Annotated in this window: 25 protein-coding genes; 16 read left to right on the top strand and 9 right to left on the bottom strand. The window is 65.0% G+C overall.

The window, feature by feature from the left end; all coding sequences use genetic code 11:
* Window positions 1-33 precede the first annotated feature (33 nt).
* Window positions 34-1,539: a YifB family Mg chelatase-like AAA ATPase gene (locus OE856_RS11635; protein WP_263716296.1), complete on the top strand. Its 1,506-nt coding sequence runs from the start codon at window positions 34-36 to the stop codon at window positions 1,537-1,539.
* Here the strand turns inward: OE856_RS11635 and OE856_RS11630 are convergent.
* From OE856_RS11630 to rsmI, 4 genes are all read right to left on the bottom strand, one after another.
* Complete coding sequence (locus OE856_RS11630; RefSeq protein ID WP_263716295.1) at window positions 1,511-2,437, bottom strand: alpha/beta hydrolase; 927 nt, start codon at window positions 2,435-2,437, stop codon at window positions 1,511-1,513. The genes OE856_RS11635 and OE856_RS11630 overlap by 29 nt on opposite strands.
* Window positions 2,434-3,378: a glutathione synthase gene (gene gshB / locus OE856_RS11625; protein ID WP_263716294.1), complete on the bottom strand. Its 945-nt coding sequence runs from the start codon at window positions 3,376-3,378 to the stop codon at window positions 2,434-2,436. Before gshB ends, OE856_RS11630 begins: the two co-directional genes overlap by 4 nt.
* Window positions 3,379-3,443: 65 nt before the next feature.
* Window positions 3,444-3,794, bottom strand: coding sequence for a YraN family protein (locus OE856_RS11620; RefSeq protein ID WP_263716293.1), 351 nt, complete (start codon window positions 3,792-3,794; stop codon window positions 3,444-3,446).
* Complete coding sequence (gene rsmI / locus OE856_RS11615) at window positions 3,791-4,654, bottom strand: 16S rRNA (cytidine(1402)-2'-O)-methyltransferase (RefSeq protein WP_263716292.1); 864 nt, start codon at window positions 4,652-4,654, stop codon at window positions 3,791-3,793. Before rsmI ends, OE856_RS11620 begins: the two co-directional genes overlap by 4 nt.
* Before the next feature lie 98 nt (window positions 4,655-4,752).
* On the opposite strand from rsmI, the gene OE856_RS11610 reads away from it, so the two are divergent.
* The 3 genes from OE856_RS11610 to murJ are packed head-to-tail and all read left to right on the top strand — an operon-like array spanning window position 4,753 to window position 10,239.
* Window positions 4,753-5,922, top strand: coding sequence for a penicillin-binding protein activator (locus OE856_RS11610; RefSeq protein ID WP_263716291.1), 1,170 nt, complete (start codon window positions 4,753-4,755; stop codon window positions 5,920-5,922).
* Entirely contained in the window at window positions 5,882-8,692 is a 2,811-nt protein-coding gene (locus tag OE856_RS11605; protein ID WP_318527642.1) for a [protein-PII] uridylyltransferase, read from the top strand. Before OE856_RS11610 ends, OE856_RS11605 begins: the two co-directional genes overlap by 41 nt.
* The gene (gene murJ / locus OE856_RS11600) at window positions 8,692-10,239 is read left to right on the top strand and encodes a murein biosynthesis integral membrane protein MurJ (protein WP_263716290.1); all 1,548 of its coding nucleotides are present in this window, start codon (window positions 8,692-8,694) and stop codon (window positions 10,237-10,239) included. Before OE856_RS11605 ends, murJ begins: the two co-directional genes overlap by 1 nt.
* Here the strand turns inward: murJ and OE856_RS11595 are convergent.
* A complete protein-coding gene (locus tag OE856_RS11595) occupies window positions 10,236-10,922 on the bottom strand; it encodes a rhomboid family intramembrane serine protease (protein WP_263716289.1) in 687 nt (228 codons plus the stop codon). The genes murJ and OE856_RS11595 overlap by 4 nt on opposite strands.
* 78 nt (window positions 10,923-11,000) lie before the next feature.
* Here OE856_RS11595 and trpS point away from each other — a divergent pair, with 78 nt between their 5' ends.
* From trpS to OE856_RS11535, 12 genes are all read left to right on the top strand, one after another.
* On the top strand, window positions 11,001-12,026 hold the full coding sequence (trpS, locus tag OE856_RS11590; RefSeq protein WP_263716288.1) for a tryptophan--tRNA ligase: 1,026 nt from the start codon (window positions 11,001-11,003) through the stop codon (window positions 12,024-12,026).
* A gap of 305 nt (window positions 12,027-12,331) precedes the next feature.
* Window positions 12,332-12,787, top strand: a complete 456-nt coding sequence (locus OE856_RS11585) for a universal stress protein (protein ID WP_263716287.1) — start codon at window positions 12,332-12,334, stop codon at window positions 12,785-12,787.
* A 2-nt stretch (window positions 12,788-12,789) separates the two neighbouring features.
* On the top strand, window positions 12,790-13,392 hold the full coding sequence (locus OE856_RS11580) for a 2-hydroxychromene-2-carboxylate isomerase (RefSeq protein WP_263716286.1): 603 nt from the start codon (window positions 12,790-12,792) through the stop codon (window positions 13,390-13,392).
* Window positions 13,393-13,475: 83 nt separating this feature from the next.
* Entirely contained in the window at window positions 13,476-14,033 is a 558-nt protein-coding gene (locus tag OE856_RS11575; protein ID WP_263716285.1) for a NifU family protein, read from the top strand.
* Entirely contained in the window at window positions 14,023-14,616 is a 594-nt protein-coding gene (tsaB, locus tag OE856_RS11570; protein WP_263716284.1) for a tRNA (adenosine(37)-N6)-threonylcarbamoyltransferase complex dimerization subunit type 1 TsaB, read from the top strand. Before OE856_RS11575 ends, tsaB begins: the two co-directional genes overlap by 11 nt.
* Window positions 14,613-15,032: a GNAT family N-acetyltransferase gene (locus OE856_RS11565; protein WP_263716283.1), complete on the top strand. Its 420-nt coding sequence runs from the start codon at window positions 14,613-14,615 to the stop codon at window positions 15,030-15,032. Before tsaB ends, OE856_RS11565 begins: the two co-directional genes overlap by 4 nt.
* Before the next feature lie 129 nt (window positions 15,033-15,161).
* Entirely contained in the window at window positions 15,162-16,157 is a 996-nt protein-coding gene (locus OE856_RS11560) for a BMP family lipoprotein (protein WP_263716282.1), read from the top strand.
* 61 nt (window positions 16,158-16,218) lie between these two features.
* Window positions 16,219-17,808, top strand: coding sequence for an ABC transporter ATP-binding protein (locus OE856_RS11555; RefSeq protein ID WP_263716281.1), 1,590 nt, complete (start codon window positions 16,219-16,221; stop codon window positions 17,806-17,808).
* 4 nt (window positions 17,809-17,812) lie between these two features.
* On the top strand, window positions 17,813-18,907 hold the full coding sequence (locus OE856_RS11550; RefSeq protein ID WP_263716280.1) for an ABC transporter permease: 1,095 nt from the start codon (window positions 17,813-17,815) through the stop codon (window positions 18,905-18,907).
* Window positions 18,907-19,872: an ABC transporter permease gene (locus tag OE856_RS11545; protein WP_263716279.1), complete on the top strand. Its 966-nt coding sequence runs from the start codon at window positions 18,907-18,909 to the stop codon at window positions 19,870-19,872. The genes OE856_RS11550 and OE856_RS11545 overlap by 1 nt, the downstream gene beginning before the upstream one ends.
* Window positions 19,873-19,917: 45 nt before the next feature.
* The gene (locus OE856_RS11540) at window positions 19,918-20,829 is read left to right on the top strand and encodes a sulfite exporter TauE/SafE family protein (protein WP_263716278.1); all 912 of its coding nucleotides are present in this window, start codon (window positions 19,918-19,920) and stop codon (window positions 20,827-20,829) included.
* Window positions 20,829-21,575 (top strand): TIGR02186 family protein, encoded by a 747-nt coding sequence (locus OE856_RS11535; RefSeq protein WP_263716277.1) that lies wholly within the window; start codon window positions 20,829-20,831, stop codon window positions 21,573-21,575. Before OE856_RS11540 ends, OE856_RS11535 begins: the two co-directional genes overlap by 1 nt.
* On the opposite strand, the gene OE856_RS11530 is transcribed toward OE856_RS11535, so the two are convergent.
* The 4 genes from OE856_RS11530 to ccrA form a co-directional block, all read right to left on the bottom strand.
* Window positions 21,572-22,306 (bottom strand): SDR family oxidoreductase, encoded by a 735-nt coding sequence (locus OE856_RS11530; protein WP_263716276.1) that lies wholly within the window; start codon window positions 22,304-22,306, stop codon window positions 21,572-21,574. The two genes, OE856_RS11535 and OE856_RS11530, sit on opposite strands and share 4 nt — an antisense overlap.
* The gene (locus tag OE856_RS11525; protein WP_263716275.1) at window positions 22,296-23,834 is read right to left on the bottom strand and encodes an ATP-dependent DNA helicase; all 1,539 of its coding nucleotides are present in this window, start codon (window positions 23,832-23,834) and stop codon (window positions 22,296-22,298) included. The genes OE856_RS11530 and OE856_RS11525 overlap by 11 nt, the downstream gene beginning before the upstream one ends.
* Before the next feature lie 41 nt (window positions 23,835-23,875).
* Window positions 23,876-24,058: a hypothetical protein gene (locus tag OE856_RS11520; protein WP_263716274.1), complete on the bottom strand. Its 183-nt coding sequence runs from the start codon at window positions 24,056-24,058 to the stop codon at window positions 23,876-23,878.
* Between the two features lie 134 nt (window positions 24,059-24,192).
* Window positions 24,193-25,485, bottom strand: coding sequence for a crotonyl-CoA carboxylase/reductase (ccrA, locus tag OE856_RS11515; protein WP_263716273.1), 1,293 nt, complete (start codon window positions 25,483-25,485; stop codon window positions 24,193-24,195).
* Window positions 25,486-25,647: the final 162 nt, after the last annotated feature.

Below are 25,647 nucleotides of genomic sequence, written 5' to 3'. Positions count from 1 at the left end.
CCTCTACCCGTTAACCAAACGGGCAGAGGCAGCATGGTTTCGCGCGCATACACGGTGGCATTCGAAGGGGTCGAGGCCCGCCTGGTCGAGGTGCAATGCGCCGTCGCCGCCGGGCTGCCCAGCTTTTCCATCGTCGGCCTTCCCGACAAGGCCGTGTCCGAAGCCCGCGACCGCGTCCGCGCCGCGCTGTCCTCGATGGCGCTGGCGCTGCCGTCGAAACGCATCACCGTCAACCTCTCGCCCGCCGACCTGCCCAAAGAGGGCTCGCATTTCGACCTGCCGATCGCGCTGGCGCTGCTGGCGGCGATCGACGTGATCCCGCGCGAGGATGTCGAACAAACCATCGCCTTGGGCGAGATGTCGCTGGACGGCTCGCTGATCCCGGTGATCGGCGCCCTGCCCGCCGCCATGGCCGCCGCCGAGTCTGACCGCGCGCTGCTCTGCCCCCTCGCCTGCGGCGCCGAGGCCGCCTGGGTCGGTGGCACGCAGGTCTTTGCAGCCGGATCGTTGGCCGAGGTGATCCAGCACTACAGCGGCCAGAAACCTCTGGAACCCGCCACCCCCGGCGAGGTGCAACAGGGCGATGCCTCTCGCGATTTGCGCGATGTCAAAGGTCAGGAACGCGCCAAGCGGGCGCTGGAAATCGCCGCCGCCGGGCGCCACCACATGCTGATGATCGGTGCGCCCGGCGCGGGCAAGTCGATGCTTGCGGCCCGCATGCCCGGCATATTGCCGCCCCTGACCCCGGCCGAGGCGCTGGAAACCTCCATGATCCATTCGCTGGCCGGGCTTTTGTCCGATGGCGGCATCTCGCGCCAGCGCCCGTTTCGCGAACCGCATCACACCGCATCCATGGCGGCCATCGTCGGCGGCGGGCGCGGCGCCAAACCGGGCGAGATCAGCCTGGCCCATAACGGCGTGCTGTTCATGGACGAATTCCCCGAATTCGCGCGCCCCGTTCTGGAAACCCTGCGCCAGCCGATCGAGACCGGCGAGGTCGTCGTCGCCCGCGCCAACGCCCATATGCGCTATCCCTGCCGGTTTCTGCTGGTGGCGGCGGCCAACCCCTGCCGCTGCGGCCACCTGGCCGACCCGGCTCGCGCCTGTTCGCGCGCTCCCGCCTGCGGCGACGACTACATGGGCCGCATTTCCGGCCCGCTGATGGACAGGTTCGACCTGCGGGTCGAGGTGCCGCCCGTGGCCTTTGCCGATCTCGACCTGCCCGAAAGCGGCGACAGCTCGGCCACCGTGGCCGACCGCGTCGCCGCCGCCCGCGCCATCCAGGCCGCTCGGTTCGACGGGCTGGGCCTGCGCAGCAACGCCGATGCCGAGGGCCGCCTGCTAGAGGAAATCGCCACCCCCGACGCCGAGGGCCGCGCCCTGCTGACCCGCGTCGCCGAGCGGTTCGGCCTGTCGGCACGGGGCTATCACCGGGTATTGCGGGTGGCACGCTCGATCGCCGATCTCGACGGATCAGATGAGGTGCGCCAACCGCACGTGGCCGAGGCGGTCAGCTTTCGTCTGGCTCTGCGCAGCTAGGGTCAATACGCACCCGGATCTGCGCCGCCAGCCGGTGCAGACTGCGCCGCCCCTCGGGCAGAATGTTGTGAAACAGCTGCCAGACATGCGGCAGTCCATTTTCCAGATGCAACCGCACTTTGACGCCCTGTTCCTGCAAACGCGCCGCCATGTTGCGGCTGTCATCCAGCAGTATCTCATGCGTGCTGGCCGTCAGATAGACCGGCCCCGCCCCGTCGAACCGGCCATACAGTGGCGAAACACGCGGGTCGCGCGGATCGGCCCCGTTCAGGTAATCACGCGGCAGTTCGGCCATACGCTCGGGCGGCAGCATCACCTCGCGGCGGGCATTGTCGCGAAGCGAGGCCGAGGTCATCGTCAGATCGGTCAGCGGCGAAAAGGCGAAACTCATCAAAGGCTGCGGCATGCCTGCCCGGCAGATCTCGGCCAAGAGCGCCAGCGCCAAACCACCGCCGGCGCTGTCCCCGCCCAGAATGATCTGATCGCCGCGAAATCCGCGCGCCAGCAAGCCGCGATAGGCAGCGACCGCATCGTCAAACGCAGCGGGGAATGGGTGTTCGGGGCCGAGCCGGTAATCGGGCAGACAGGCCGGCACCCCGGCCATTTCCGACAAAGTGGCCAGCATGGCGCGATGCGTCCGGGCCGAACCCATGACATAGCCGCCCCCATGAAAATACAGGATCACCGCGTCGCTCATGGCGCCGGGCCCCTGTGCCCATGTGACCGGCACGTCGCCCAGACGATCCTCCTTGAACCGCGACCCACCGGGCGCGCGAAACCAAAACCGCGCCTTCATGTTGAAAGCCCGCCGCATCTTGTTGGGGCCTTTGACCCGGGCCAGATGCGGGCGCTCGAACAGCCGCAAAGACCCGTTCAACAGATGCCGGCGCAGGCTCATACCGCGCGCTTGGCCTCAATCACCTGCCAGATCTTTTCGGCAGTGTTAGTGCCATCGAAACGCTCAAGCTCTTGAATGCCGGTGGGCGAGGTCACGTTAATCTCGGTCAGGTAATCACCGATCACATCGATCCCGACGAAAATCTGCCCATGTTCGCGCAGCACAGGGCCGATGGCCTCGCAGATCTCGCGGTCGCGAGCCGTCAGCTCAACCTTCTCTGCGCGCCCGCCCACATGCATGTTCGACCGGGTCTCGCCAGGCTGGGGCACGCGATTGATCGCGCCCACGGGCTCGCCATTGACCAAGATCACCCGCTTGTCGCCATTCGACACATCCGGCAGGAATTTTTGCACGATCAGCGGCTCGCGGCTGATGCCGGTGAACAGCTCGTGCAGCGACGCCAGATTGCGATCATTGGGGTCAAGCCGGAACACCCCGGCGCCACCATTGCCGTAAAGCGGTTTGAGAATCACATCGCCATGCTCTTGCTTGAAGGCGCGAATGGCCCCCAGATCACGCGCGATCATGGTCGGCGGAATCAGATCGGGGAATTGCAACACCAACAGCTTTTCGGGGAAGTTGCGCACCCAGAATGGATCATTCACCACCAGCGTGCCGGGATGAACACGCTCCAGCAGATGGGTCGTGGTGATATAACCCATGTCGAACGGCGGATCCTGGCGCAGCCACACCACATCGAACTCACCCAGATCGACATCAATCTCATCGCCCAGGGTGAAGTGATCTCCCTTTACCCGACGCACCTCCAACGGCCAGCCACGCGCCATGACCTTACCATCCAGCCAGTACAGCCGGTCGGGCGTATAATAGAACAGGCTATGCCCGCGCTTCTGCGCCTCTTCGGCGATACGAAACGTGCTATCCGCGTCGATGTTGATCGGCGCAATGGGGTCCATCTGAAGGGCGACTTTGAGCGACATGCGTAACCTCCGTGCTTACAAGGTTACATGACCCGAGCCGAGCAGCGATGCAATGCCCCAATCCGTCAGGCGGCCAACACGTTCTCGAGAATCTCCAGCCGCCCGGCCCCATCGACCAACGCCACATCGAACCGCATCTCGGTCAGTTGGCCCAGCGGTTCGCCTGCACAAAATTCCTGCGCGGCCATCAAGATCCGATCAATCTGCCTGCGCGTCAGCCGCTCGGCCGCCCGGGCGAAAGAGCGGCTTTTCTTGACCTCGACAAAGACCAGCCCGTCCCCGTCGCGTGCGATCAGATCGATCTCACCGCTGCGTCCGCGCCACCGGCGCCCCGCAAGTTTCAGGCCGCGGCGCAGGTAATCGCGCGCGACCGTTTCCTCGGCAGCCAACCCGGCCAGATATCCCGTAGCGCTCATTCTTCCCTCTTCGCGATTTCAAGGGCCAGTTGATACACCTGCCGCTTTGGCAAGTTCAGCACCCCGGCAACCTCGGCCGAAGCATCCTTGACCGACAGATTGGCCAATGCCCTTATCAGCATCTCTTCGATATCCTCGTCAGAAGCCGCAGCCACATCACCCCGATCGACCAGCACGACAACCTCGCCCTTGACCGAACGATCCGCGAATTCAGCCTGCAATTCGGCCAAAGTGCCACGGCACACCTCTTCGAATTTCTTCGTCAGCTCACGGCACACCGCCGCTTTCCTTTCCTCTCCGAAGCTTGGCACAAGGTCATCTAATAATTGTTTAACGCGTTTCGGACTTTCGTAGAGCACCAGCGTCGCCTGGCAATCGGCCAGCTCAGCCAGCCATTTGCGTCGCGCCCCGGCTGAATGCGGCGGGAAGCCCGCAAAGAGGAATCGATCGCTTGGCAGGCCGGCGATGGTCAGCGCCGCCAGCACTGCCGAGGCACCGGGGGCGGTGGTGACCATTTGCCCCGCCGCAATCGCCGAGCGACCCAGCTGAAACCCCGGATCGGCCACCAGGGGTGTGCCGGCCTCACTGGCATAGGCGACCGATCTGCCCTCGGCGATCAACGCGGTGATGCGCTGGCGCATCGCTTCGCCGGAATGATCGTGATAGGCCAGAACCTGCCGATCCCCCAGCGTCACGCCATGCAGCCGCATCAGATGTTTCAGCGTGCGGGTATCTTCGGCCACCAAGACATCGGCCGAAGCCAGAATATCCAGTGCTCTCAATGTGATATCCCGTGCCGACCCGATAGGCGTGGCAACAAAATACAGGCCCGGCTGCAGGCTGGTTCGTTCGATCTGCACGGCGATCCTCCGGGATGCTGAGACGTTTACTTGCGGGGCCCGACCGCTTAGGGTGCGGGCAGTAACGGGGCCGCGCCCGCGAGTTCAGGAGAGTAGACATGTTTGCCGTTTTCAGGTTCGCCCGCAAGCCGTTGCGCGGGATCTTGGTGTTTCTAACCGCCACGCTGGCCCTGGCGGCCTGTCAGCCGGTCGGCAATGGCCCCTCGATCAACACCCGCGCCGCGGTGCCGGTGGCGCTGTTGGTGCCGTCGGGGTCTGGCCAGTCGGGCGACGAGGTTCTGGCCCAGGGTCTTGAGGCCGCCGCGCGCCTGGCGATTGCCGATCTGGATGGAATCGAGATCGACCTGCGGGTCTACTCGACCGCCGGCAACCCCGAGATGGCCGCTCAGGCCGCGAAACAGGCGGTCGGAGATGGCGCCAAGATCATCCTTGGGCCGGTCTATGCCCAGTCGGCCAATGCCGCGGGTCTGGCCGTGGCCAGCCGTGGCGTCAATGTGCTGAGCTTTTCGAACAACACCGACATCGCCGGCGGCAACGTCTTTGTTATGGGCCCGACCTTCGAGAACACCGCGAACCGCCTGGTTGGCTATGCCGCTCGCAGCGGGCGCAGCCAGATGATGGTGCTGCATGATCAGAACGTCGCCGGCCAGGTCGGCGCCGCCGCCGTGCAGGCCGCAGCGCTGCGCAACGGCGCCCAGATCGTCGCAGTCGACTCGTATGAGTTCTCGCAGAACGGTGTGGTGCAGGCGATTCCGCGCATTGCCGACACCGTGCGCGCGACCAAAGCCACCGCCCTGCTGATGACCGCCGATTCCGCCGGGGCGCTGCCGCTGGTGACGCAGCTGCTGGTCGACAACCGGATTTCGCCCGAAACGATCCAGTTCATCGGCCTGACGCGCTGGGACATCCCCGCCTCGAACCTGGCGCTGCCTGGCGTTCAGGGCGGCTGGTTCGCTCTGCCCGATCCCGGGTTGAACGCCCAGTTCTCCAACCGCTACCAGGCCGCCTATGGCTCGGCCCCGCATCCGATCGCCGGTCTGGCCTATGACGGGATCGCCGCCATCGGCGCGCTGGTCACCCAGGGCAAGTCGGACGCGCTGACCAAAGCCGCGCTGACGCAAGGGGCTGGTTTTGTCGGCGTAAACGGCATATTCCGTCTGATGCCGGATGGCACCAACGAGCGCGGCCTGGCCGTGGCTGAAATTCGCGATAATCAGGTGTTTGTGATTGACCCCGCCCCTAGAAACTTCGGCGGCATCGGCTTCTGAGGCCGGTCCCGTCACCCCGCCCCCGGCGGATCTGCTGATCTGTCCCGCGCATGATATCTTCGACCCCGAGGCCATCGCCGCCGGGGTCGCCGAGATCTTGCAGGGCGACACCGACCCCAAATCGGTGCGCAACGCCACCGTTTCGATGCTGAACAAGGCCCGCAAGGACGGCAACGCCGCCATTGCCGCCGCATTCGAAACCGCGCCTTTCGCTGCGCGCAGGGTGGTGCGGTCTTATGCCTATCTGACCGATTGCATCGTGGGCACTGTGTTCGACATCGCGGTCACCGTGCTGCATCCGCTTGCCACCCCGACCGAGGCCGAACGCCTGGCCGTGCTGGCCGTGGGCGGCTATGGCCGGGCCGAAATGGCGCCGCATTCCGATGTCGATCTGCTGTTCCTGACGCCCTACAAGATCACCCCCTGGGCCGAGAGCGCGATCGAATCCATGCTCTACATGCTGTGGGATCTGCACCTGAAGGTCGGCCATTCCAGCCGCACGGTCAAAGACTGCATCCGCCTGGGCGAGGAAGACTACACCATCCGCACCGCCCTGCTGGAACACCGCTTTCTGGCCGGCCACGCCCCGCTGGGCGACGAACTGAACACCCGCCTGCAAGAGGACCTGTTCAAGGGCACCGAATCCGATTTCGTCGAGGCCAAGCTGGCCGAACGCGACGCGCGCCACGAGAAACAGGGCGGCCAGCGCTATATGCTGGAACCCAATGTCAAAGAGGGCAAGGGCGGCCTGCGCGACCTGCAATCGCTGTTCTGGATCGCGAAATACGTCCACCATGTGCAAAGCACCGCCGCACTGGTCGATCTGGGCGTGTTCACCGCCGACGAATACCGCAACTTTGAAAAGGCCGAAGATTTCCTCTGGGCCGTTCGCTGCCACCTGCATCTGCTGGCCAAGCGGGCGATGGATCAGTTGACATTCGACATGCAGGTCGAGGTCGCCGCGCGCATGGGCTATACCGACCGGGGCGGCCGTCGCGCGGTCGAGCATTTCATGCAGGACTATTTCCGCCACGCCACCCATGTGGGCGACCTGACGCGGATCTTCCTGACCGCGCTTGAGGCCAGCCACGTCAAGACCGCACCCACGTTGATGGGGCTGTTCCGCCGCCGCCGCAAGGCCAAGGCCGGCTATCAGATCGTGCACAACCGTCTCAGCATCGCGGACGAGGCCAGCTTTTTCGAGGACAAGCTGAACATCCTGCGCATCTTCGAAGAGGCCCTGCGCACCGGCACGCTGATCCACCCCAACGCGATGCGGGCGATCTCGGCCAATCTCGAACTGATCGACAACGACCTGCGCGAAGACAAAGAGGCCCGGCGGATCTTTTTCGACCTGCTGCTGAAACACGGCAACCCCGAACGCGCGCTGCGGCGCATGTCGGAACTGGGCGTGCTACAGGCCTTTATCCCCGAATTCGAGCCCATCATCGCGATGATGCAGTTCAACGTGTATCACCACTACACGGTCGACGAGCACACCATCCAGACGATCTCGGTCCTGGCTCAGATCGAGCGCGGCGAGCTGCGCGAAAGCCTGCCCATCGCCAGCCGCATCCTGCAAGATGGCATGAACCGCAAGGTGATCTACACCGCGCTATTGCTGCATGACATCGGCAAGGGCCGCCCCGAGGATCATTCGGTGCTGGGCGCCCAGATCGCCCGCAAGGTGGCCCCGCGCCTTGGGCTCAAGCCCGAGGAATGCGAAACCGTGGAATGGCTGGTGCGCTATCACCTGCTGATGTCCGACGTGGCGCAGAAACGCGACATTTCCGACCCGCGCACCGTGCGCGACTTTGCCAAGCTGGTGAAGAACAAGAAACGGCTGGATCTGCTGACCGTGCTGACGGTCTGTGACATCCGCGGCGTAGGCCCCGGCGTGTGGAACAACTGGAAGGCGCAGCTGCTGCGCAACCTCTACAACATGACCGCGGACGCGCTGGAAAACGGCATCGAGGAACTGAACCGCGACAAGCTGGAGAACGAGGCCAAGCGCGCCCTGCGCGAAGCCCTGTCCGACTGGGATAAGAAAGACCTGCGCCGCGAGACCACGCGCCATTACGGCCCCTACTGGCAGGGCCTGCAAACCGAAACCCAGGTCATCTTTGCCAAGCTGCTGCGCGATATCGCCGATGACGAGATCCGCATCGACCTGCACCTTGATGCCGACCGCGACGCCACCCGCGCCTGTTTCGCGCTGGCCGATCACCCGGGCATCTTTTCGCGGCTTGCCGGGGCTCTGGCCATCGTCGGCGCCAACGTCGTGGATGCGCGCACCTATACCTCGTCGGATGGCTATGCCACGGCGGTGTTCTGGATTCAGGATTCAGACGGCGCCCCCTACGAGGCCGCCCGCCTGCCGCGCCTGCGCCAGATGATCGAAAAGACCCTTCTGGGCGAGGTCATCGCGCGCGACAAGCTCAAGGATCGCGACAAGCTGTCCAAGCGCGAGCGCGGCTTCCGCTTCCCCACGCATATCACCTTCGACAACACCGGGTCCGATATCTATACGATCATCGAGGTCGACACCCGCGACCGCCCCGGCCTGTTGTTCGACCTGACCCGCGTGCTGGCGCGCAACAACATCTACATCGCCTCGGCGGTGATCGCGACATTCGGCGCTCAGGTGGTCGACAGCTTTTACGTCAAGGACATGTTCGGGCTGAAACTGCATTCCCAGCAGAAACAGGACAGCCTTGAAAGAAAGCTGCGGGAATCCATCGAAAAAGGCGCGGAAAGGGCGCGCGCCTGATGGCGCCGATCCGGCTGGTCACCGGCTTTGTGACGGTTGGCGTCTGGACCCTGGCCAGCCGCGTTCTGGGGTTCGTGCGCGACATCCTGATCGCCGCCTACCTGGGCTCTGGCCCCGTGGCCGAGGCCTTTCTGATCGCCTTTTCCCTGCCCAACATGTTCCGCCGGTTCTTTGCCGAGGGCGCCTTTAACATGGCCTTTGTGCCGATGTTCTCGAAAAAGCTCGAATCCGGCGAAGACCCGCTGGGATTTGCCCGCGATGCCCTGTCGGGGCTGGCGGCGGTGCTGGTGGTGTTCACGCTGATCGCGCAGATTTTCATGCCCTGGCTGGTGCTGGCCATGGCCTCGGGCTTTGCCGCCGATGACAGGCTGGCGCTGGCCACGCATTACGGGCGCATCGCCTTTCCCTACATCCTGTTCATCTCGCTTGCGGCGCTGCTGTCGGGGGTGCTGAATTCGCTGGGCCATTTCGTGGCCGCCGCCGCCGCGCCGGTGCTGTTGAACGTGGTGTTCATCACCGCCATGATGCTGGCCGGGCTGGCCGGCTGGCCGGTGGGTGACACGCTGGCCTGGGCCGTGCCTTTGGCAGGCATCGCGCAGCTGGTACTGGTCTGGCAGGCCGCCGCCCGCGCCGGGTTCCGCCTGACACCCGCCCGCCCCCGCATGACGCCCGAGCTGAAGCGCCTGGCCCTGATCGCCGCGCCGGCGGCGCTGGCGGGGGGCGTGGTGCAGGTGAACCTGCTGGTGGGGCGCCAGGTGGCCAGCTTTTTCGACGGAGCGATTGCCTGGCTCAACTATGCCGACCGGCTGTATCAGCTGCCGCTGGGTGTGGTGGGCATCGCCATCGGCGTGGTGCTGCTGCCCGAGCTGTCGCGCCGCCTGCGCGCGGGCGACATGGTGGCGGGGCGCGACGCGTTCAACCGCGCGGCCGAGATGTCGATGGCCCTGACAGTGCCCGCCGCCGTGGCGCTGATCGCAATTCCCGGCCCGCTGATCGGCGTGCTGTTCCAGCGCGGCGCCTTTGACGCCGCCGACACCGCCGCCACAGCCGCCGCCGTGGCGATCTATGGCGCGGGCCTGCCGGCCTTCGTGATGCAAAAGGTGCTGCAACCGCTGTTCTTTGCCCGCGAAGACACCAAGCGCCCGTTCTATTACGCGCTGCTGTCGCTGGCGGTGAATATCGTCGTGGCGGTGGGGCTGATCCCGGTGATGGGCTATCTGGCCGCCGCCCTTGGCACCACGCTTGCGGGTTGGGCCATGGTCGCGGTGCTGTGGCGCGGCTCGCGCAGCATGGGCGACGCCGCCATGCTGGACGACCGCCTGAAACGCCGCCTCGGCCGCATCGTGCTTAGCGCCGTTCTGATGGGGGTTATCCTGGCCGGGGCCGCGCATCTGCTGGCACCCTGGCTGACGGCGGGCACCATCCGTTACGGCGCGCTGGCGCTGCTGGTGGGGCTGGGCATGGTGGCCTATTTCGGCATCGGCCAGGCCGTGGGCGCGATCAGCCTGTCGGAACTGCGCAGCGGCCTGCGCCGCCGCAAGGCCTAGCGCTGACGCATCCGCGACAGCACCCGGCGCCAGCCGCCGGGGCTGATCACGAACGACAGGCCGAACCCGGTAAAGAACCCCGCCAGATCGGCCACCCAGTCATTGGTGCTGTTAAACAGCAGGCTGAACAGCAGCTGAATTCCCATCAGGAACCCGATCAGCGAGAACGCGCCAAAGCGGCTGTCGCCCCGCGCCGCCAGGTTGACCGACAGCAGATAGGTAAACGCCCCGATCAGCCCGTAAACGGCCGGATAGGCGCTGGTCAGCGGGCGGGCCTCGTCCAGCAACAGGCCATAGGCCATCGCACCGACAATACCCGAGACAAAGAACACCGCGACCACGGCGACGGGCTTGAACACCTCGCCCACCATTTTGCCCAGCGCCAGCAACAGCACCACGGCAAACAGCGCCTGGGTAAAGCTGTAATTGACGAACAGATAGCTGACCAGGCGCATCAGGTCGCCCGGCAGCACCTCGCCGGTGGCAATCATCCGGTCGAACAGCACATCGTAAAAGGCGTAATCCTCGATCGCGGCACTGCGCCAGCCGATGCCCGCCGCGCCCCCGGCAAACCCACGGTCGCCGGCGCTGAGCACGATCTCGACCGCCACGATCGGCAGGGTCAGCAACCACACCACCGGCGGCAGCGGATTGAGGGGCGAATTATGCGACGGCTGGGTCATCGGGCGGCCTTTGGTTGACGGGCTGTTCCCGCATGGGTAAGCGAGGCGGACAGGAAATTCCAGACGGAGAGTAGCACCATGACGGAGGTGGTCCACACACCGCGCGTCTTTTCGGGCATCCAGCCCTCGGGCGGCCTGACCCTTGGCAACTATCTCGGCGCGCTGAAACGCTTTGCCGAAGCCCAGAACCAGGGCGGAATGGAGACCATCTATTGCATGGTCGACCAGCACGCGATCACCGTCTGGCAAGACCCCGACAAGCTGCGCCACGCCACGCGCGAACTGGCCGCGGGGTTCATCGCCTCGGGCGTCGACCCGGAAAAGTCGATCCTCTTCAACCAAAGCCAGGTGCCGGGCCACGCCCAGCTGGGCTGGATCTTCAACTGCGTCGCCCGCATGGGCTGGATGCAGCGCATGACCCAGTGGAAGGACAAGGCCGGCAAGAACCAGCAGAACGCCTCGCTGGGCCTGTTTGCCTATCCGGCGCTGATGGCGGCCGACATCCTGCTGTATCACGCCACCCACGTGCCCGTGGGCGAGGACCAGAAACAGCATGTCGAACTGACCCGCGACATCGCGATCAAGTTCAACCATGACTATGGCGTTGATTTCTTCCCGGTGCCCGAGCCCGTGATCGAGGGCGCCGGCACCCGTGTCATGAGCCTGCGCGACGGCACCAAGAAGATGTCGAAATCCGACCCCTCGGACATGAGCCGGATCAACCTGACCGACGACGCCGATACGATCTCGAAAAAGATCCGCAAGGCCAAGACCGACCCCGAGCCCCTGCCCGACACCGCCGAGGGCCTGGCCGATCGCCCCGAGGCGCGCAACTTGGTCAACATCTACGCGGCCCTCATCGACAAGACCCCCGATCAGGCCATGCCCGAGCTGGCCGGCATGCAATTCGGCCAGTTCAAGCCGATGCTCGCCGATCTGGCGGTCGACCGGCTGGCACCGATCTCGACCGAGATGGCGCGGCTGATGCAAGACCCCGCCGAGATCGACCGCATCCTGGGCCGCGGCGCCAACCGCGCGAACGAGATCGCCGCGCCGATCCTGGCCCGCACCTACGACATCGTGGGGATGGTCAGCTCGCGCTAGGCGCGCGCCCAAACAGGCAAACCCGACGCCGCCCCCTTCGGGCGGCGTTTTCTTTTGCGCCGACACCGAAGCTTTGCAAAACCGTCATTCCCGCGTTTCAAACCTGCGCACAGATAGTCGCGTCTGGCGTTACTATACGCACGCGCACCTCCGAAGGGCTGTCCCCAACATTGCGCCTTCGGTCTCCTGAGCCGTATCGGTTACGGCCTGCCCCCGGCCCGCGCGGTCGGGGGCCTTTTTCGCAGCACGCTTGCAACCGCCCGGCCAAGCCGCCAAGATCACCCGGCAACAAGGGGGACCTGTGGATGCGTAAGTTTCTGGTCGTGCTCGACGACAGCCGCGAATGCCTGAACGCCATGCGCTTTGCCACCATGCGGGCCGAGCATACCGGCGGCGGGGTGCAGGTGCTGTCGGTGATCCCGCCCGAGGAATTCAACCACTGGATCGGGGTCAGCGACATCATGCGCGAAGAGGCCCGCGAACGCATCGTCGCCCATTACGAGGTCTTCGCCCGCTGGATGCGCGACAAGCACGGCGTCGACCCAGAACTGGTGATCCGCGAAGGCGAACCCGTGGCCGAGATCCTGGCCCAGATCCAGGAAGACCGCGAAATCGGCGTGCTGGTTCTGGGCGCGGGCACCGGCAAGAAAGGCCCCGGCCCGCTGGTCACCCAGATGAGCAAAAGCTCGGGCAACCTGCCGGTGCCGATGACCGTGGTGCCTGGCGGGCTGTCCAAGGAACAGCTCGAGGCGATCACCTGACCGTGGCCCCGCCCACCCTCGATTTCTGGTTCGAGTTCGCCTCGACCTATTCCTACCTGTCCGCGATGCGCATCGACGACATTGCCGCCCAGCATGGGGTGGCGGTGCGCTGGCGGCCCTTTCTTCTGGGGCCAATCTTTGCCGCGCAGGGCTGGGACACGTCGCCCTTCAACATCTACCCGGCCAAGGGGCGCTATATGTGGCGCGACATGGAACGGATCTGCGCCGAACGCGGGCTAGCCTTCGCACGCCCCGACCCGTTTCCGCAAAACGGGCTGATGGCCGCCCGCATCGCGCTGGCGGCGGGCACGGCCATGCCCGCCTTTTGCCACGCGGTCTACCAGGCGCAATTCGCGCAGGGCGCCGACATCAGCGACACGGCGGTTCTGGCCGACTGCCTGACCACCGCCGGCTTGCCGCACGACCTGATCCAGCGCGCCGGTACGCCCGAGGTCAAAACAGCCCTGCGCGCCCAGACCGAAGAGGCGATGCGCATCGGCCTGTTCGGCGCGCCCAGCTTTGTCAGCGGGGCTGAGGTCTTTTGGGGTGACGACCGGCTGGAACAGGCCATGGCTTGGGCTCTGCGGCAAAATACCTTAGAATAATTCTAGATTATTCACCCCTCATTCTTGACGCCCCGCGGCCCGAGGCGCATATCAAGGGGTGACAGACAGAGGGTATGCCCAAAATGTTCATTCAGACCGAATCCACCCCGAACCCGGCCACGCTGAAATTCCTGCCTGGTCAGGAAGTGCTTGAAACCGGCACCGCCGATTTCCTTAGCGCCGAGGCCGCGCAGCAATCGCCGCTGGCCGCCCGCATCTTTGCGGTCGAGGGCGTCAAGGGCGTGTTCTTCGGCACCGATTTCGTGACCGTCACCAAGGACGAGGACGTCATCTGGGATCACATCAAGCCCTCGATCCTGGGCGCGATCATGGAGCATTACCAGTCGGGCCAGCCGGTCATGCAGGGCGCCGCTCAGGCCGCCCATGCCGAACATGACGGCCCCGATTCCGAGATCGTCAACCAGATCAAGCAGCTGCTTGATACCCGCGTCCGCCCCGCCGTGGCGCAAGATGGCGGCGACATTACCTTCCACGGTTTTGAGCGCGGCGTCGTCTATCTGCACATGCAGGGCGCCTGCGCGGGCTGCCCGTCCTCGACCCTGACGCTGAAGATGGGCATCGAGAACCTGCTGCGCCACTATATCCCCGAGGTGACCGAGGTGCGCCCGGTTGCCGTCTGATCGCCTGATCCTGGCCTTCGACACATCGGCCGCGCATTGCGCGGCCGCTTTGCTATGCGGCGACACGGTCATCGCCACCCGATACGAAGAAATGGCGCGCGGACAAGCCGAACGGCTGATGCCGCTACTTGAGGATCTGCTGGCCGAAGCTGGTAAATCCTGGGCCGATCTCGACGCGATCGGCGTTGGCATCGGGCCCGGCAACTTTACCGGCATCCGCATTTCGGTCAGCGCGGCACGCGGGCTGGCGCTGGCATTGAACATCCCCGCCGTCGGCGTGTCGCTCTTTGATACGACCATGCGCTTGTCGAACTGGGCGCAAACCGCCGTGCCCGCGCCGCGCGGCCAGGTCTATTTCTTCGACCCCGACAAGATGAGCGACCCTGTGCTGTGCGAGGCCACACCGGACGGCGCCGTCGCCCTGTCGACCGATCACACCCCCGCCGATCACACCGTGATGATGGCCCGCATCGGCGCCCAACGTCTGGATCAGGGCCGCGACATCCCGCGCCCCGCGCCGCTGTATCTGCGCGCCGCCGATGCCGCCCCGGCATCCGACCCGCCGCCGGTGATCCTGCCATGACGCCCGAGGCGCTGGCCGCGCTGCACGCCGCCTGTTTCACCACCCCGCGCCCCTGGAGCGCGGACGAGTTTCGCGATCTGCTGGCCGGACAGGGCTGTTTCCTGGTGAGCCAGGGGCAAGGCTTTGCTCTGGGTCGCGAACTGGCCGGCGAGGCCGAGCTGCTGACTATCGCCGTTCACCCCGATGCCCGCCGCGCCGGGCTGGGCCGGGAAATCCTGCGCGCCTTTGAAACCGAGGCCCATGCCGCCGGCGCCATTGATGCCTTTCTCGAAGTCGCCGCCGACAACCTGCCCGCAATCGCGCTGTACCAAAGCCGGGGCTATGCGCAGGTGGGCTGCCGCAAGGGGTACTACCACCCGCCCCAAGGCCCCGCGATCGACGCGCTGATCCTGCGAAAAGCACTGATCCACCCCTGACGCGACGTTTTCCACGCGTGCTGACCAGACAGTCAAAAAACCGTTGACCGGCCAAGGCCCCGGCGGCCTTAATCTTGGCATAATGATATCAGGCCCAACCATCCAACGGGCCTCAACGGGAGATTTCCAATGACCCTGATGCGCACCTTCCTTGGCGCTGCGGCAACCCTTGCGCTGGGGGCCGGCGTGGCGCTGGCGGAACCGGCCCTGATCTATGACCTGGGCGGCAAATACGACAAATCCTTCAACGAGGCCGCCTTTCACGGCGCCGAGAAATGGGCCCAGGAAACCGGCGGCAAGTATCTCGAGATCGTGCTGCAATCCGAAGCCCAGCGCGAACAGGCCCTGCGCAGCTTTGCCGAGGCGGGCGCAAACCCGATCATCACCACCGGTTTCGCCATGGCCTCGCCCATCGAAGAGGTGGCGCCCGACTATCCCGACACGCTGTTCGTCACCATCGACGGCTGGGTCGACATGCCCAACGTGCTGACCATCGGCTTTACCGAACACGAAGGCAGCTACCTGGTCGGCATGATGGCCGCGAAGGCGTCGAAAACCGGCACCGTCGGCTTTATCGGCGGGATGGATGTGCCGTTGATCCGCAAATTCGCCTGTGGCTATGCCCAGGGCGTGCTGGCCGCCAACCCCGATGCCAAGGTCATCTCGAACATGACCGGCACCACCCCCACCGCCTGGAATGACCCGGTCAAGGGCGGCGAACTGGCCAATGCCCAGATCAGCCAGGGCGCCGACGTGATCTATGCCGCGGCCGGCGGCACCGGCGTGGGCGTTCTGCAAACCGCCGCTGATGCGGGCATCCTGTCGATCGGCGTCGACAGCAACCAGAACCACCTGCATCCGGGCCAGGTGCTGACCTCGATGCTGAAACGCGTCGATGTGGCCGTGTATGACGTGATGATGGCCGGCGACGAGGCCAAGGGCGGCTTTCTGACGCTTGATCTGGCGGCCGAGGGCGTCGGCTATGCCATGGACGAGCACAACCAGAACCTGGTGAACGACGACATGATCGCCGCCGTCGAGGCCGCCAAGGCCCAGATCATCGCCGGCGAGATCACGGTCGAGGATTACGGCGCGACCAGCACCTGTGCGGTCCTAAAGTTCTGAACATGACGCCGGGCGCGGGGCCTCTCTCGCGCCCGTCCTTCCCCGAACCGCGAGCCCCCGCATGACCAACGCCCCCGCGATCGAGCTGAAAGGCATCTCCAAGGCGTTCGGCCCGGTTCAGGCCAACAAGGACATCTCGATCCGGGTCATGCCCGGCACGATCCACGGCATCATCGGCGAAAACGGCGCCGGAAAATCGACGCTGATGTCCATTCTCTACGGGTTCTACAAGGCCGACGCGGGCCAGATTTTCATCAACGGCACGCCGACCCAGATCCCCGACAGCCAGGCCGCCATTCGCGCCGGCATCGGCATGGTGTTCCAGCACTTCAAGCTGGTGCAGAATTTCACCGTCCTCGAAAACATCATCCTAGGCGCTGAAGAGGGCCGGTTGCTGCGACCATCGCTGGCCAAGGCGCGGAAATCGCTAAAGGAGCTGGCCGCTGACTACGAGTTGCACATCGACCCAGACGCGCTGATCGAGGATCTGTCCGTCGGCCATCAACAGCGGGTCGAGATCCTAAAGGCGCTTTATCGCCATGCCGATATCCTGATCCTGGACGAGCCAACCGGCGTGCTGACCCCGGCCGAGGCCGATCAGCTGTTCCGCATCCTCGAACGCCTGCGGGCCGAGGGCAAAACCATCATCCTGATCACGCATAAACTGCGCGAGATCATGCATATCACCGACACGGTCAGCGTGATGCGGCGTGGCCAGATGACCGCCACGGTCAAGACCGCCGAGACCAACCCCGAGCAGCTGGCCGAGCTGATGGTCGGGCGCAAGGTGCTGTTGCGGGTCGACAAGACCCCCGCCAAACCCGGCGCGCCGGTGCTTGAGGTCGAGAACCTGCGCGTCATCGACGAGGACGGGGTCGAGCGGCTGAAAGGCGTGTCGCTGAATGTGCGCGCGGGCGAAATCCTGGGCATCGCCGGGGTGGCGGGCAACGGTCAGGCGCAGCTGCTGGAGGTGCTGGGCGGCATCACCACGGGCACCGGCAGCGTGCGCCTGAACGGCACCCCACTTGACCTGACCGGGCGCCATTCCGACGGCCAGTCGCGCCGCGCGCGCGGCATCGCCCATGTGCCCGAAGACCGCCAGCACGAAGGCCTGATCATGGAATTCGCCGCCTGGGAAAACACCGCCTTTGGCTATCACCACGACCACGCCTATCAGAAAAACGCCCTGTTGATGGATCATGCCGCCATCCGCGCCGACACCGCCGGCAAGATGGAACGCTTTGACGTGCGCCCGCCCGACCCGGCGCTGGCCGCGCGCAACTTTTCCGGCGGCAACCAGCAAAAGATCGTTCTGGCCCGCGAGATCGAGCGCAACCCCGACCTGTTGCTGGTCGGCCAGCCCACGCGCGGCGTCGATATCGGCGCGATCGAGTTCATCCACAAGCGTCTGATCGAGTTGCGCGACGCCGGGAAGGCGATCCTGCTGGTCTCGGTCGAGCTGGACGAGATCCTGTCGCTGTCCGATCGCATCGCGGTGATGTTCGACGGCCACCTGATGGGCGAAGGCCCCGCCGCCAGTGCCTCGCAAGTGGCGCTGGGATGCCTGATGGCCGGGCTGGGCGGCGCAGACACCCGCGCCATGCAAGGCTGGACGATTTCAAACGCCGCCAGACCAGAGCAAGAGGCATAAACGCATGGAAAAGATGCCGAAATGGGCCGACGTTCTGCTGATCCCGCTGATCAGCCTGGTCATCGCCTTTGCGCTGTCGGGGCTGGTGATCGTGGCCATCGGCGAAGACCCGGTGGCCGCTGTCAGCCTGATGATCAAGGGCGCGCTGGGGTCGACCTATGGCTGGGGCTATACGCTCTATTACGCCACCAACTTCATCTTTACCGGGCTGGCGGTGTCGGTCGCGTTTCACGCCCGGCTGTTCAATATCGGCGGCGAGGGCCAGGCCACGCTGGGCGGGCTGGGCGTGGCAATGGTATGCCTTTACGTGCCATGGCCGCATTGGTCGATGGCCTTGCCCGCCGCGATGGTGGCGGCGGCACTGTTCGGCGCGGCCTGGGCGGCGATCCCGGCCTGGCTACAGGCCAAACGCGGCAGTCACATCGTCATCACCACGATCATGTTCAATTTCATCAGCGCCGCGCTGCTGAACTATCTGCTGGTCAACCTGATGCGCCCCCCCCGATCGATGGACCCGGCCACGGCCAAGTTCCCCGAGGCCACCCACCTGCCAACGCTGCATGACATGCTGGCGCCGATCGGCATCAACTTCTCGAAAGCCGCCCCCGCCAATATCAGCCTGCTGTTCGCGCTCTTGGCCTGTGTGCTGGTCTGGGCGCTGATCTGGCGCACGCGGCTGGGCTATGAGATCCGCGCCTATGGCCAGTCAGAACGCGCAGCGGTTTACGCCGGCATTTCACCGGTGCGGATCACCATGCTGGCCATGCTGATCTCGGGCGCGCTGGCCGGGCTGATGGCGATCAACAACGTCATGGGCGAGGCCGAGCGGCTGGTCATGAACGCACCCGAGGGCGCGGGCTTTATCGGCATCGCCGTGGCGCTGATGGGCCGCAACCACCCGTTCGGCGTGCTGCTGGCGGCGCTGCTTTTCGGGTTTCTCTATCAGGGCGGCAGCCAGGTGGCGCTGTGGACCAGCATCCCGCGCGAGCTGATCGTGGTGATCCAGGCGCTGGTCATCCTGTTCACCGGCGCGCTGGACAACATGGTGCGGATGCCGCTGGAACGGCTGTTCCTGTCGCTGCGAAAGGGAAAGAGCTGATGGACTTTGTCACCGCCCTGCAAATCGCCGATTCCACCGTGCGGCTGGCCACGCCGCTGTTGCTGGCCTGCCTGGCGGGGCTTTACTCTGAGCGGGCGGGCATTTTCGACATCGGGCTGGAAGGCAAGATGCTGGCCGCGGCCTTTCTGTCGGGCGCGGTTGCGGCGGTTACGGGCAATGTCTGGATCGGCCTCTTGGGTGGCATCGCGGCCTCGATGGCGCTAAGCGTGGTGCACGGGCTGGCCTCGATCACCTTTCGCGGCAACCAGCTGATTTCCGGCGTGGCGATCAATTTCCTGGCCTCGGGGCTGACGGTGGTCATCGCGCAAGACTGGTTCGAACAAGGCGGGCGCACGCCATCGCTGATCGGAGGCGCACGGTTCACGCCGATCACCCTGCCCTTTGCCGATGCGCTGGCGGGTGTGCCTGTGCTGGGCCCGATCTACAAGGAACTGATCTCGGGCCACACGATCCTGGTCTATATCGCCTTCCTGATGGTGCCGGCCACGTGGTGGCTGCTGTATCGGACACGGTTCGGGCTGCGCCTGCGCGCCGTCGGAGAGGCGCCCGAGGCCGTCGACACTGCCGGTATCTCGGTGATCGGCATCCGCTATATGGCGGTGGGCATCTGCGGCGTGCTGTGCGGCGTGGCGGGGGCCTATATGGCGACGGCGCTGCAGGCAGGATTCGTGCAAGAGATGACCGCAGGGCGCGGCTATGTCGCGCTGGCGGCGCTGATCTTTGCGAAATGGCGGCCCTGGCACGCGCTTTGGGCCACGCTGCTGTTCGGTTTCTTACAAGCGGTCGCGCTGCGCTATCAGAATATCGACCTGGGCGGATTTACCGTGCCGGTGCAGGTGATGGACGCGCTGCCCTATATCTTGACGGTGCTGATCCTTGCCGGTTTTGTCGGCAAGGCGATCCCGCCGCGGGCCGGCGGCGCGCCTTATGTCAAGGAACGCTGACGCGCCCCCTTGCGGCACCCCGGTTTTCGGCACTAGGGATAGGACATGCAGATCTACCTACCCGTAGCAGAAGTTTCGGTGAACCTTTTCCTCCTGCTGGGGTTGGGCGGGGTCGTCGGCATGCTGTCGGGCCTCTTCGGCGTGGGCGGCGGGTTTCTGATTACGCCCTTCCTGTTCTTTATCGGCATCCCGCCCGCCGTGGCGGTGGCGACCGGCGCGAACCAGATCGTGGCCTCGTCGGTGTCGGGCGTGCTGGCGCATCTGCGGCGGCGCTCGGTCGATCTGAGGATGGGCACGGTGCTGTTGATCGGGGGGCTGATCGGATCGGGCTTTGGCATCTGGCTGTTCAACCTGCTGACCCGGCTGGGCCAGGTCGAGCTGTTGGTAACGCTGTGCTATGTGGTGTTCCTGGGCATCATCGGCCTGTTGATGCTGGTCGAGGGCATCCGCGCGCTGAGCCGCCAGCGCAAGGGCGCCCCGCCCAAACGGCGCCAGCGCGGCTGGATCCATGCCCTGCCCTTCAAGATGAAATTCCGCGCCTCGGGCCTGTATCTGTCGGTCATCCCGCCGCTGGTGGTGGGCGCATCCGTGGGCGTTCTGGCCGCGATCATGGGCGTGGGCGGTGGGTTCATCATGGTGCCGGCGATGATCTACCTGCTGAACATGCCCACCAAGGTGGTGATCGGCACATCGCTGTTCCAGATCATATTCGTCACCGCCTTTACCACCCTGATGCATGCCATCACCAACCACACGGTCGACCTGTTCCTGGCGCTGGTGCTGCTGCTGGGCGGCGTGGTCGGCGCGCAGCTGGGCTCGCGCATCGGGGTGAAACTCAAGGCCGAGCAACTGCGCGTCTTGCTGGCGCTGTTGGTGCTGTCGGTCTGTGGCAAGCTGGCGCTGGACCTGCTGCTGCAACCCTCTGAGCTGTATTCCATCGCGCAGGGGGGCCACTGATGACCCTGCTGCGCGCCTTGCTGATCACCATGCTGATGCTGCTGCCCCTGCGCGCGGCGGGCGAAGAAGTGGTGGCCGGCCTCAGCCAGGCGCGGGTCGATATCACCGCCGATTTCTCGGGCGCCGAGATCCTGATCTTTGGCGCGGTCAAACGCTTTGCCCCTGCCCCGACGGACGAGCGGCTGGGCGTGATCATCACCGTCGCCGGCCCGCCGCAAACGGTGACCGTGCGCCGCAAGGATCAGGTCGCGGGCATCTGGGTCAATGCCGAATCCCGCAGCATCGCCGAGGTACCCAGCTTTTACGCGATCACCTCGAACGGGCCGCTGGATACGCTGCTTAGCCCCGGCGCCGACGCGCGCTATCGCATCTCGGTGCCGCAGTTCATCCCGGCGGGCACCGACACCACCTTTGGCGACGCGCTGCTGCGCATCCGGCGCGACAGCGGCGACTACCGGGTCGAGCCGCGCGGCGTGCGCCTGGACGAAGACACGCTGTTCCGCGCCGCCGTCGCCCTGCCCGCAAACCTGACCGAGGGCCTGTATTCCACCCGCATCTTCCTGACCCGCGGCGGCGAGGTGATCGACAGCCACGAAACCATGATCAACGTGTCGATGGTGGGGATCGAGCGCCTGACCTTCAACCTGGCCATGCAGCGCCCGGTGATCTACGGCATTCTCTGCGTGGTTCTGGCCGTGGTCGCCGGATGGGGCGCCTCGGCCGTGTTCCGCATGATCCGGGGCTAGCCGCGCCCGATATAGGGCATTGTCGACGCCATCACCGTCATGAACTGCACATTGGCCTCGGGCGGCATTTCCGCCATCAGCTGTACCGAATCCGCCACCTGCGCCACGTTCATCGTGGGCTGCACCGGCTTGTTCGCCTTGCGCAGCCTGTCGTTCAGATCATCGACCATCTCTGTTCGGGCATTGCCGATGTCGATCTGACTGCACACAATCCCATAGGCCCGCCCATCCAGCGACAGGGCTTTCGTCAGCCCGGTGATCGCGTGTTTGGTGGTGGTATAGCAGACCGATCCGGCGCGCGGGCTATGGGCCGAGATCGACCCGTTATTGATGATCCGCCCGCCCTGCGGGTGCTGCGCCCGCATCCGGCCAAAGGCCGCGCGCGCGCAGATGAACATGCCGTTCAGGTTCACCTGCATCACCTGCCACCAGTCCTCTAGCGGCACCTCGTCAATCGACCCCGACGGGCCAAACATACCGGCATTGTTGAACAGCACATCCAGATGCCCCACCCGATCGGTAAAGGCATCAAAGGCGGCGTCGACCGCCGCCGGGTCGGTCACATCGGCGGGCAACACATAGGCGTTCTTGCGGCCCTCGGCCAACGCGTTCAGCTGGCGGGCCCGGCGCGCCATCAGCCCCACATGCCAGCCCTTGTCCAGAAACCGCTGAGCCACGGCGGCGCCGATGCCACTGCTGGCCCCGGTGATGAGGATTGTTCTAGCCTTCATCCTGAACCTCCATCTGCAATTCCAAGGGTGTGGGCGCGGCGCGCAGATCGTCCACGTTCAGCGCCCCGGACGGCCGCGCCAACCGGTTGCGCGTGACCCAATACAGCCGATGCTCGGCGCGGGTGATCGCCACATAGGCCAGACGTTTCCACAAAGGCTGCCCGGCCTCGACCCGGCCCATGCGCGCGGCAGCCCACAGATCGGGGGCAAAGACCTGCACGTTTTCCCACTGGCTGCCCTGGGCCTTGTGAATGGTCACCGCCGCCCCGTGCAGGAACGCCGCGCCCATATGGGCGGCAAAGGGGATGAACGGCTCTTCCTCGTCGGGCATTTCGATCTTGATGATCGACGCGGCCGAAACCCGCGGATCTTCGGCGCCCATGACATGCAGACGCGAGAACCCCGCCCGGTTGCCCGGCCCCAGATAGATCACCTGCGCGCCCTTGATCAGGCCGCGCGCCTCTAGGTCGAGGCGTTTCTTGCGGTGTTTCAGCGGCAGCTCGATCCCGTCGCAGATCAGCGGCTCGCCTGGCAGCAACGCATCTTCGGGCGCGCCATAGGCGGCGCGAAACGCATGGATCAGCCGGATGCGCGTGGCATTGCGCCAGACCAGCACCGGCGAGCGCGCCATCAGGTCGGATTCGACCCGCCCCGCCAGCACCACGCGATCATCGCGCGCGGCCTTTTCGCCAACCATGCGCTCGAAATCTTCGAACCCCAGATCGGGATCGGCCAGCGCGTGGGCCAGATCGAGAATGGGGTTGTCGTCGGCCTGGCGGTGAATGCGATGCAGGGTCAGCTTGTCACGCTCGGGCAGGCTCTCGAACACCAGTTCGCCCGACTGGTTCACCGGTGCCAGCTGCGCCGGGTCGCCAAAGATGACCAGCGTCGGGAAAATCTCTTTCAGATCATCGAACTGGCGCTGATCCAGCATCGAGGCCTCGTCGACAAAGCCGATATCCAGCGGCTCGTCGCGGCGCTTCCACCCGGTGATGAAATCGCTGCCCCGCAGACCAGCGGCAGCCAGCGCGCCGGGGATGGATTTGTTGACCTGGTAGAACGCATGCGCCCGGTCAAGCGCGGTGTCGGTCAGCCCCTCGATCGTCGGGCGGTCACCGTTTCCGGCCAGCCATTCGGCGATCTTTTCATATTCGGGGTCATAGACCGGCGTGTAGAGAATGCGGTGAATCGTGGTCGCCGGCACGCCCCGGCCGCGCAGCACGCTGGCGGCCTTGTTGGTGGGGGCCAGAATGGCCAGGGTGCGGCGATCCTTGCGGCGGCGGCCCTCGTAATCGCCCGACACCACGTCGACACCCGCCTGTTCCAGAGCCTGATAAAGCCGCGCCAGCAGCATCGTCTTGCCCGACCCGGCCTTCCCGACCACCGACAGAACCGTGCCCCCATGCCCCTCGGCGCGCGGGGTCAGGGTCTCGTCATCCAGATCGACACCGATACCACGCAACGCCTCGGTCACGCGGTCATAGGCCTCGGCCTGATCGTCGGAAAATTGCAGCGCAGCCAGTGACATGGGCGCGACCCTATCCGCCCGCCCGAAAAGGTGCCAGACCCTCAGTGCCGCTTGGCGAGTTTCGGCTTGGAAAACCCTGCGGCAAGACCCACATCGCGGCCCGACAATTCCGCCATCGCCACCACCGCCGCATTGTCCAACTCGCGCGCAAGGGCGTTCAACCCGTTCAGGCGCGCAAAGCTGCTCAGATCCTCCAACACCTCAAGAATCCAGTCATCCGCCACGGTATGCCCTTTCTTTGACCGACCCGAAAACAACCATAGCGCGAAATCTCGGGATGCCTAGCCCCTTTGGCCCAGAAAAGAAAAGCCCCGCCGCGGCATGGCCGGGCGGGGCTGATCTTTGCAAGGCGCGAGGCTTAGGCCGAGGGGCCGGCCTCGAGCACGTCCTCAAGGGTACGCAGACCGGTGCGCGGCGCCTGAACCAGCACGGCCATGTTGCCGGGCTTGTGCTCGTTGCGCATCATCTTGGTGTGGGCGTTCGGGATCTCGGCCCAGGGGAAGACCTCGGACATGCAGGGGTCGATACGACGCTCGACCATCAGCTTGTTCGCGGCAGCCGCCTGCTTCAGGTGGGCAAAGTGCGAACCCTGCAGGCGCTTCTGGTGCATCCACATGTAACGCACGTCGAAGGTGCAGTTGAAGCCCGAGGTGCCGGCGCAGATCACGACCATGCCGCCTTTTTTTACAACCAGGGTCGACACCGGGAAGGTCGCCTCGCCGGGGTGTTCGAACACCATGTCGACGTTGATACCCTTGCCGGTGATGTCCCAGATGGCCTTGCCGAACTTACGTGCTTCGGCGAACCACTCTTTGTATTCCGGGGTGTTGACCGTGGGCAGCTGGCCCCAGCATTTGAAGTCCTTGCGGTTGATCACGCCCTTGGCGCCCAGGCCCATGACGAAATCGCGCTTGTCTTCGTCCGAGATCACACCGATGGCGTTGCCGCCGGCCGCGTTGATCAGCTGGATCGCGAACGAGCCCAGACCGCCCGAGGCGCCCCAGACCAGAACGTTCTGGCCCGGCTTCAGCTCGTGGGGGTGGTGGCCGAACAGCATCCGGTAGGCGGTGGCCAGCGTCAGCGTATAGCAGGCGGCCTCTTCCCAGGTCAGGTGCTTGGGACGCGGCAGCAGCTGCTGCGCCTGAACGCGGGTGAACTGAGCGAACGAACCGTCGTGGGTCTCGTAGCCCCAGATCCGCTGGGTGGGCGAGAACATCGGGTCGCCGCCGTTGCATTCCTCGTCGTCACCGTCATCCTGGTTACAGTGGATCACGACCTCGTCGCCCACTTTCCAAGTCTTCACCTTGTCACCAACGGCCCAGACGATGCCCGAGGCATCCGAACCGGCGATGTGATAGGGCTGTTTGTGGCCATCGAACGGCGAGATCGGCACACCAAGGCCGGCCCACACACCGTTGTAGTTGACGCCAGCGGCCATCACCAGAACCAGCACTTCGTGGCTGTCGACCTGCCAGGTGTCCACGACTTCGACTTCAAAGGATTTTTCGGGTTCACCGTGACGTTCACGGCGAATGGCCCAAGCATACATCTTCGGCGGAACATAGCCCATCGGGGGCATCTCGCCGATTTCATACAGTTCCTTTTCAGGAGCATCGTAGGTCAGAACGTCGTTTTTGGTATCGAGCGCCATCAAAGCCTCCAATGTGTTAACAGTTCGCGCCGCATCGCAGAATCAATGCGCCATTGGCAAGGGGAAGTAAATACGTTTGCGCAACATTGCAACCGCCTGATCACCTATTTTGTAATTTTATGTCCCGCCGAATCTGCAATGCCCGCATTTACACCCATATAA

The organism is Actibacterium sp. XHP0104, from assembly GCF_025751515.1.
In the GTDB taxonomy this organism is placed as follows: Bacteria; Pseudomonadota; Alphaproteobacteria; order Rhodobacterales; family Rhodobacteraceae; genus Actibacterium_D.
The sequence above is the reverse complement of the archived record's forward strand: the minus strand, read 5'-3'. Positions and strand labels throughout refer to the sequence as shown.

Bases quoted from the DNA above. Each gene is read 5' to 3' on its own strand.
- OE856_RS11530 (WP_263716276.1), bottom strand. From the start codon at position 22,306: ATGAAGGCTAGAACAATCCTCATCACCGGGGCCAGCAGTGGCATCGGC.
- OE856_RS11610 (WP_263716291.1), top strand. From the start codon at position 4,753: ATGTTTGCCGTTTTCAGGTTCGCCCGCAAGCCGTTGCGCGGGATCTTG.
- OE856_RS11585 (WP_263716287.1), top strand. From the start codon at position 12,332: ATGCGTAAGTTTCTGGTCGTGCTCGACGACAGCCGCGAATGCCTGAAC.
- OE856_RS11545 (WP_263716279.1), top strand. From the start codon at position 18,907: ATGGACTTTGTCACCGCCCTGCAAATCGCCGATTCCACCGTGCGGCTG.
- OE856_RS11540 (WP_263716278.1), top strand. From the start codon at position 19,918: ATGCAGATCTACCTACCCGTAGCAGAAGTTTCGGTGAACCTTTTCCTC.
- OE856_RS11635 (WP_263716296.1), top strand. From the start codon at position 34: ATGGTTTCGCGCGCATACACGGTGGCATTCGAAGGGGTCGAGGCCCGC.
- gshB (WP_263716294.1), bottom strand. From the start codon at position 3,378: ATGTCGCTCAAAGTCGCCCTTCAGATGGACCCCATTGCGCCGATCAAC.
- OE856_RS11595 (WP_263716289.1), bottom strand. From the start codon at position 10,922: ATGACCCAGCCGTCGCATAATTCGCCCCTCAATCCGCTGCCGCCGGTG.
- OE856_RS11525 (WP_263716275.1), bottom strand. From the start codon at position 23,834: ATGTCACTGGCTGCGCTGCAATTTTCCGACGATCAGGCCGAGGCCTAT.
- murJ (WP_263716290.1), top strand. From the start codon at position 8,692: ATGGCGCCGATCCGGCTGGTCACCGGCTTTGTGACGGTTGGCGTCTGG.
- ccrA (WP_263716273.1), bottom strand. From the start codon at position 25,485: ATGGCGCTCGATACCAAAAACGACGTTCTGACCTACGATGCTCCTGAA.
- OE856_RS11550 (WP_263716280.1), top strand. From the start codon at position 17,813: ATGGAAAAGATGCCGAAATGGGCCGACGTTCTGCTGATCCCGCTGATC.
- OE856_RS11555 (WP_263716281.1), top strand. From the start codon at position 16,219: ATGACCAACGCCCCCGCGATCGAGCTGAAAGGCATCTCCAAGGCGTTC.
- trpS (WP_263716288.1), top strand. From the start codon at position 11,001: ATGACGGAGGTGGTCCACACACCGCGCGTCTTTTCGGGCATCCAGCCC.
- OE856_RS11565 (WP_263716283.1), top strand. From the start codon at position 14,613: ATGACGCCCGAGGCGCTGGCCGCGCTGCACGCCGCCTGTTTCACCACC.
- OE856_RS11630 (WP_263716295.1), bottom strand. From the start codon at position 2,437: ATGAGCCTGCGCCGGCATCTGTTGAACGGGTCTTTGCGGCTGTTCGAG.
- OE856_RS11620 (WP_263716293.1), bottom strand. From the start codon at position 3,794: ATGAGCGCTACGGGATATCTGGCCGGGTTGGCTGCCGAGGAAACGGTC.
- OE856_RS11560 (WP_263716282.1), top strand. From the start codon at position 15,162: ATGACCCTGATGCGCACCTTCCTTGGCGCTGCGGCAACCCTTGCGCTG.
- OE856_RS11535 (WP_263716277.1), top strand. From the start codon at position 20,829: ATGACCCTGCTGCGCGCCTTGCTGATCACCATGCTGATGCTGCTGCCC.
- OE856_RS11575 (WP_263716285.1), top strand. From the start codon at position 13,476: ATGTTCATTCAGACCGAATCCACCCCGAACCCGGCCACGCTGAAATTC.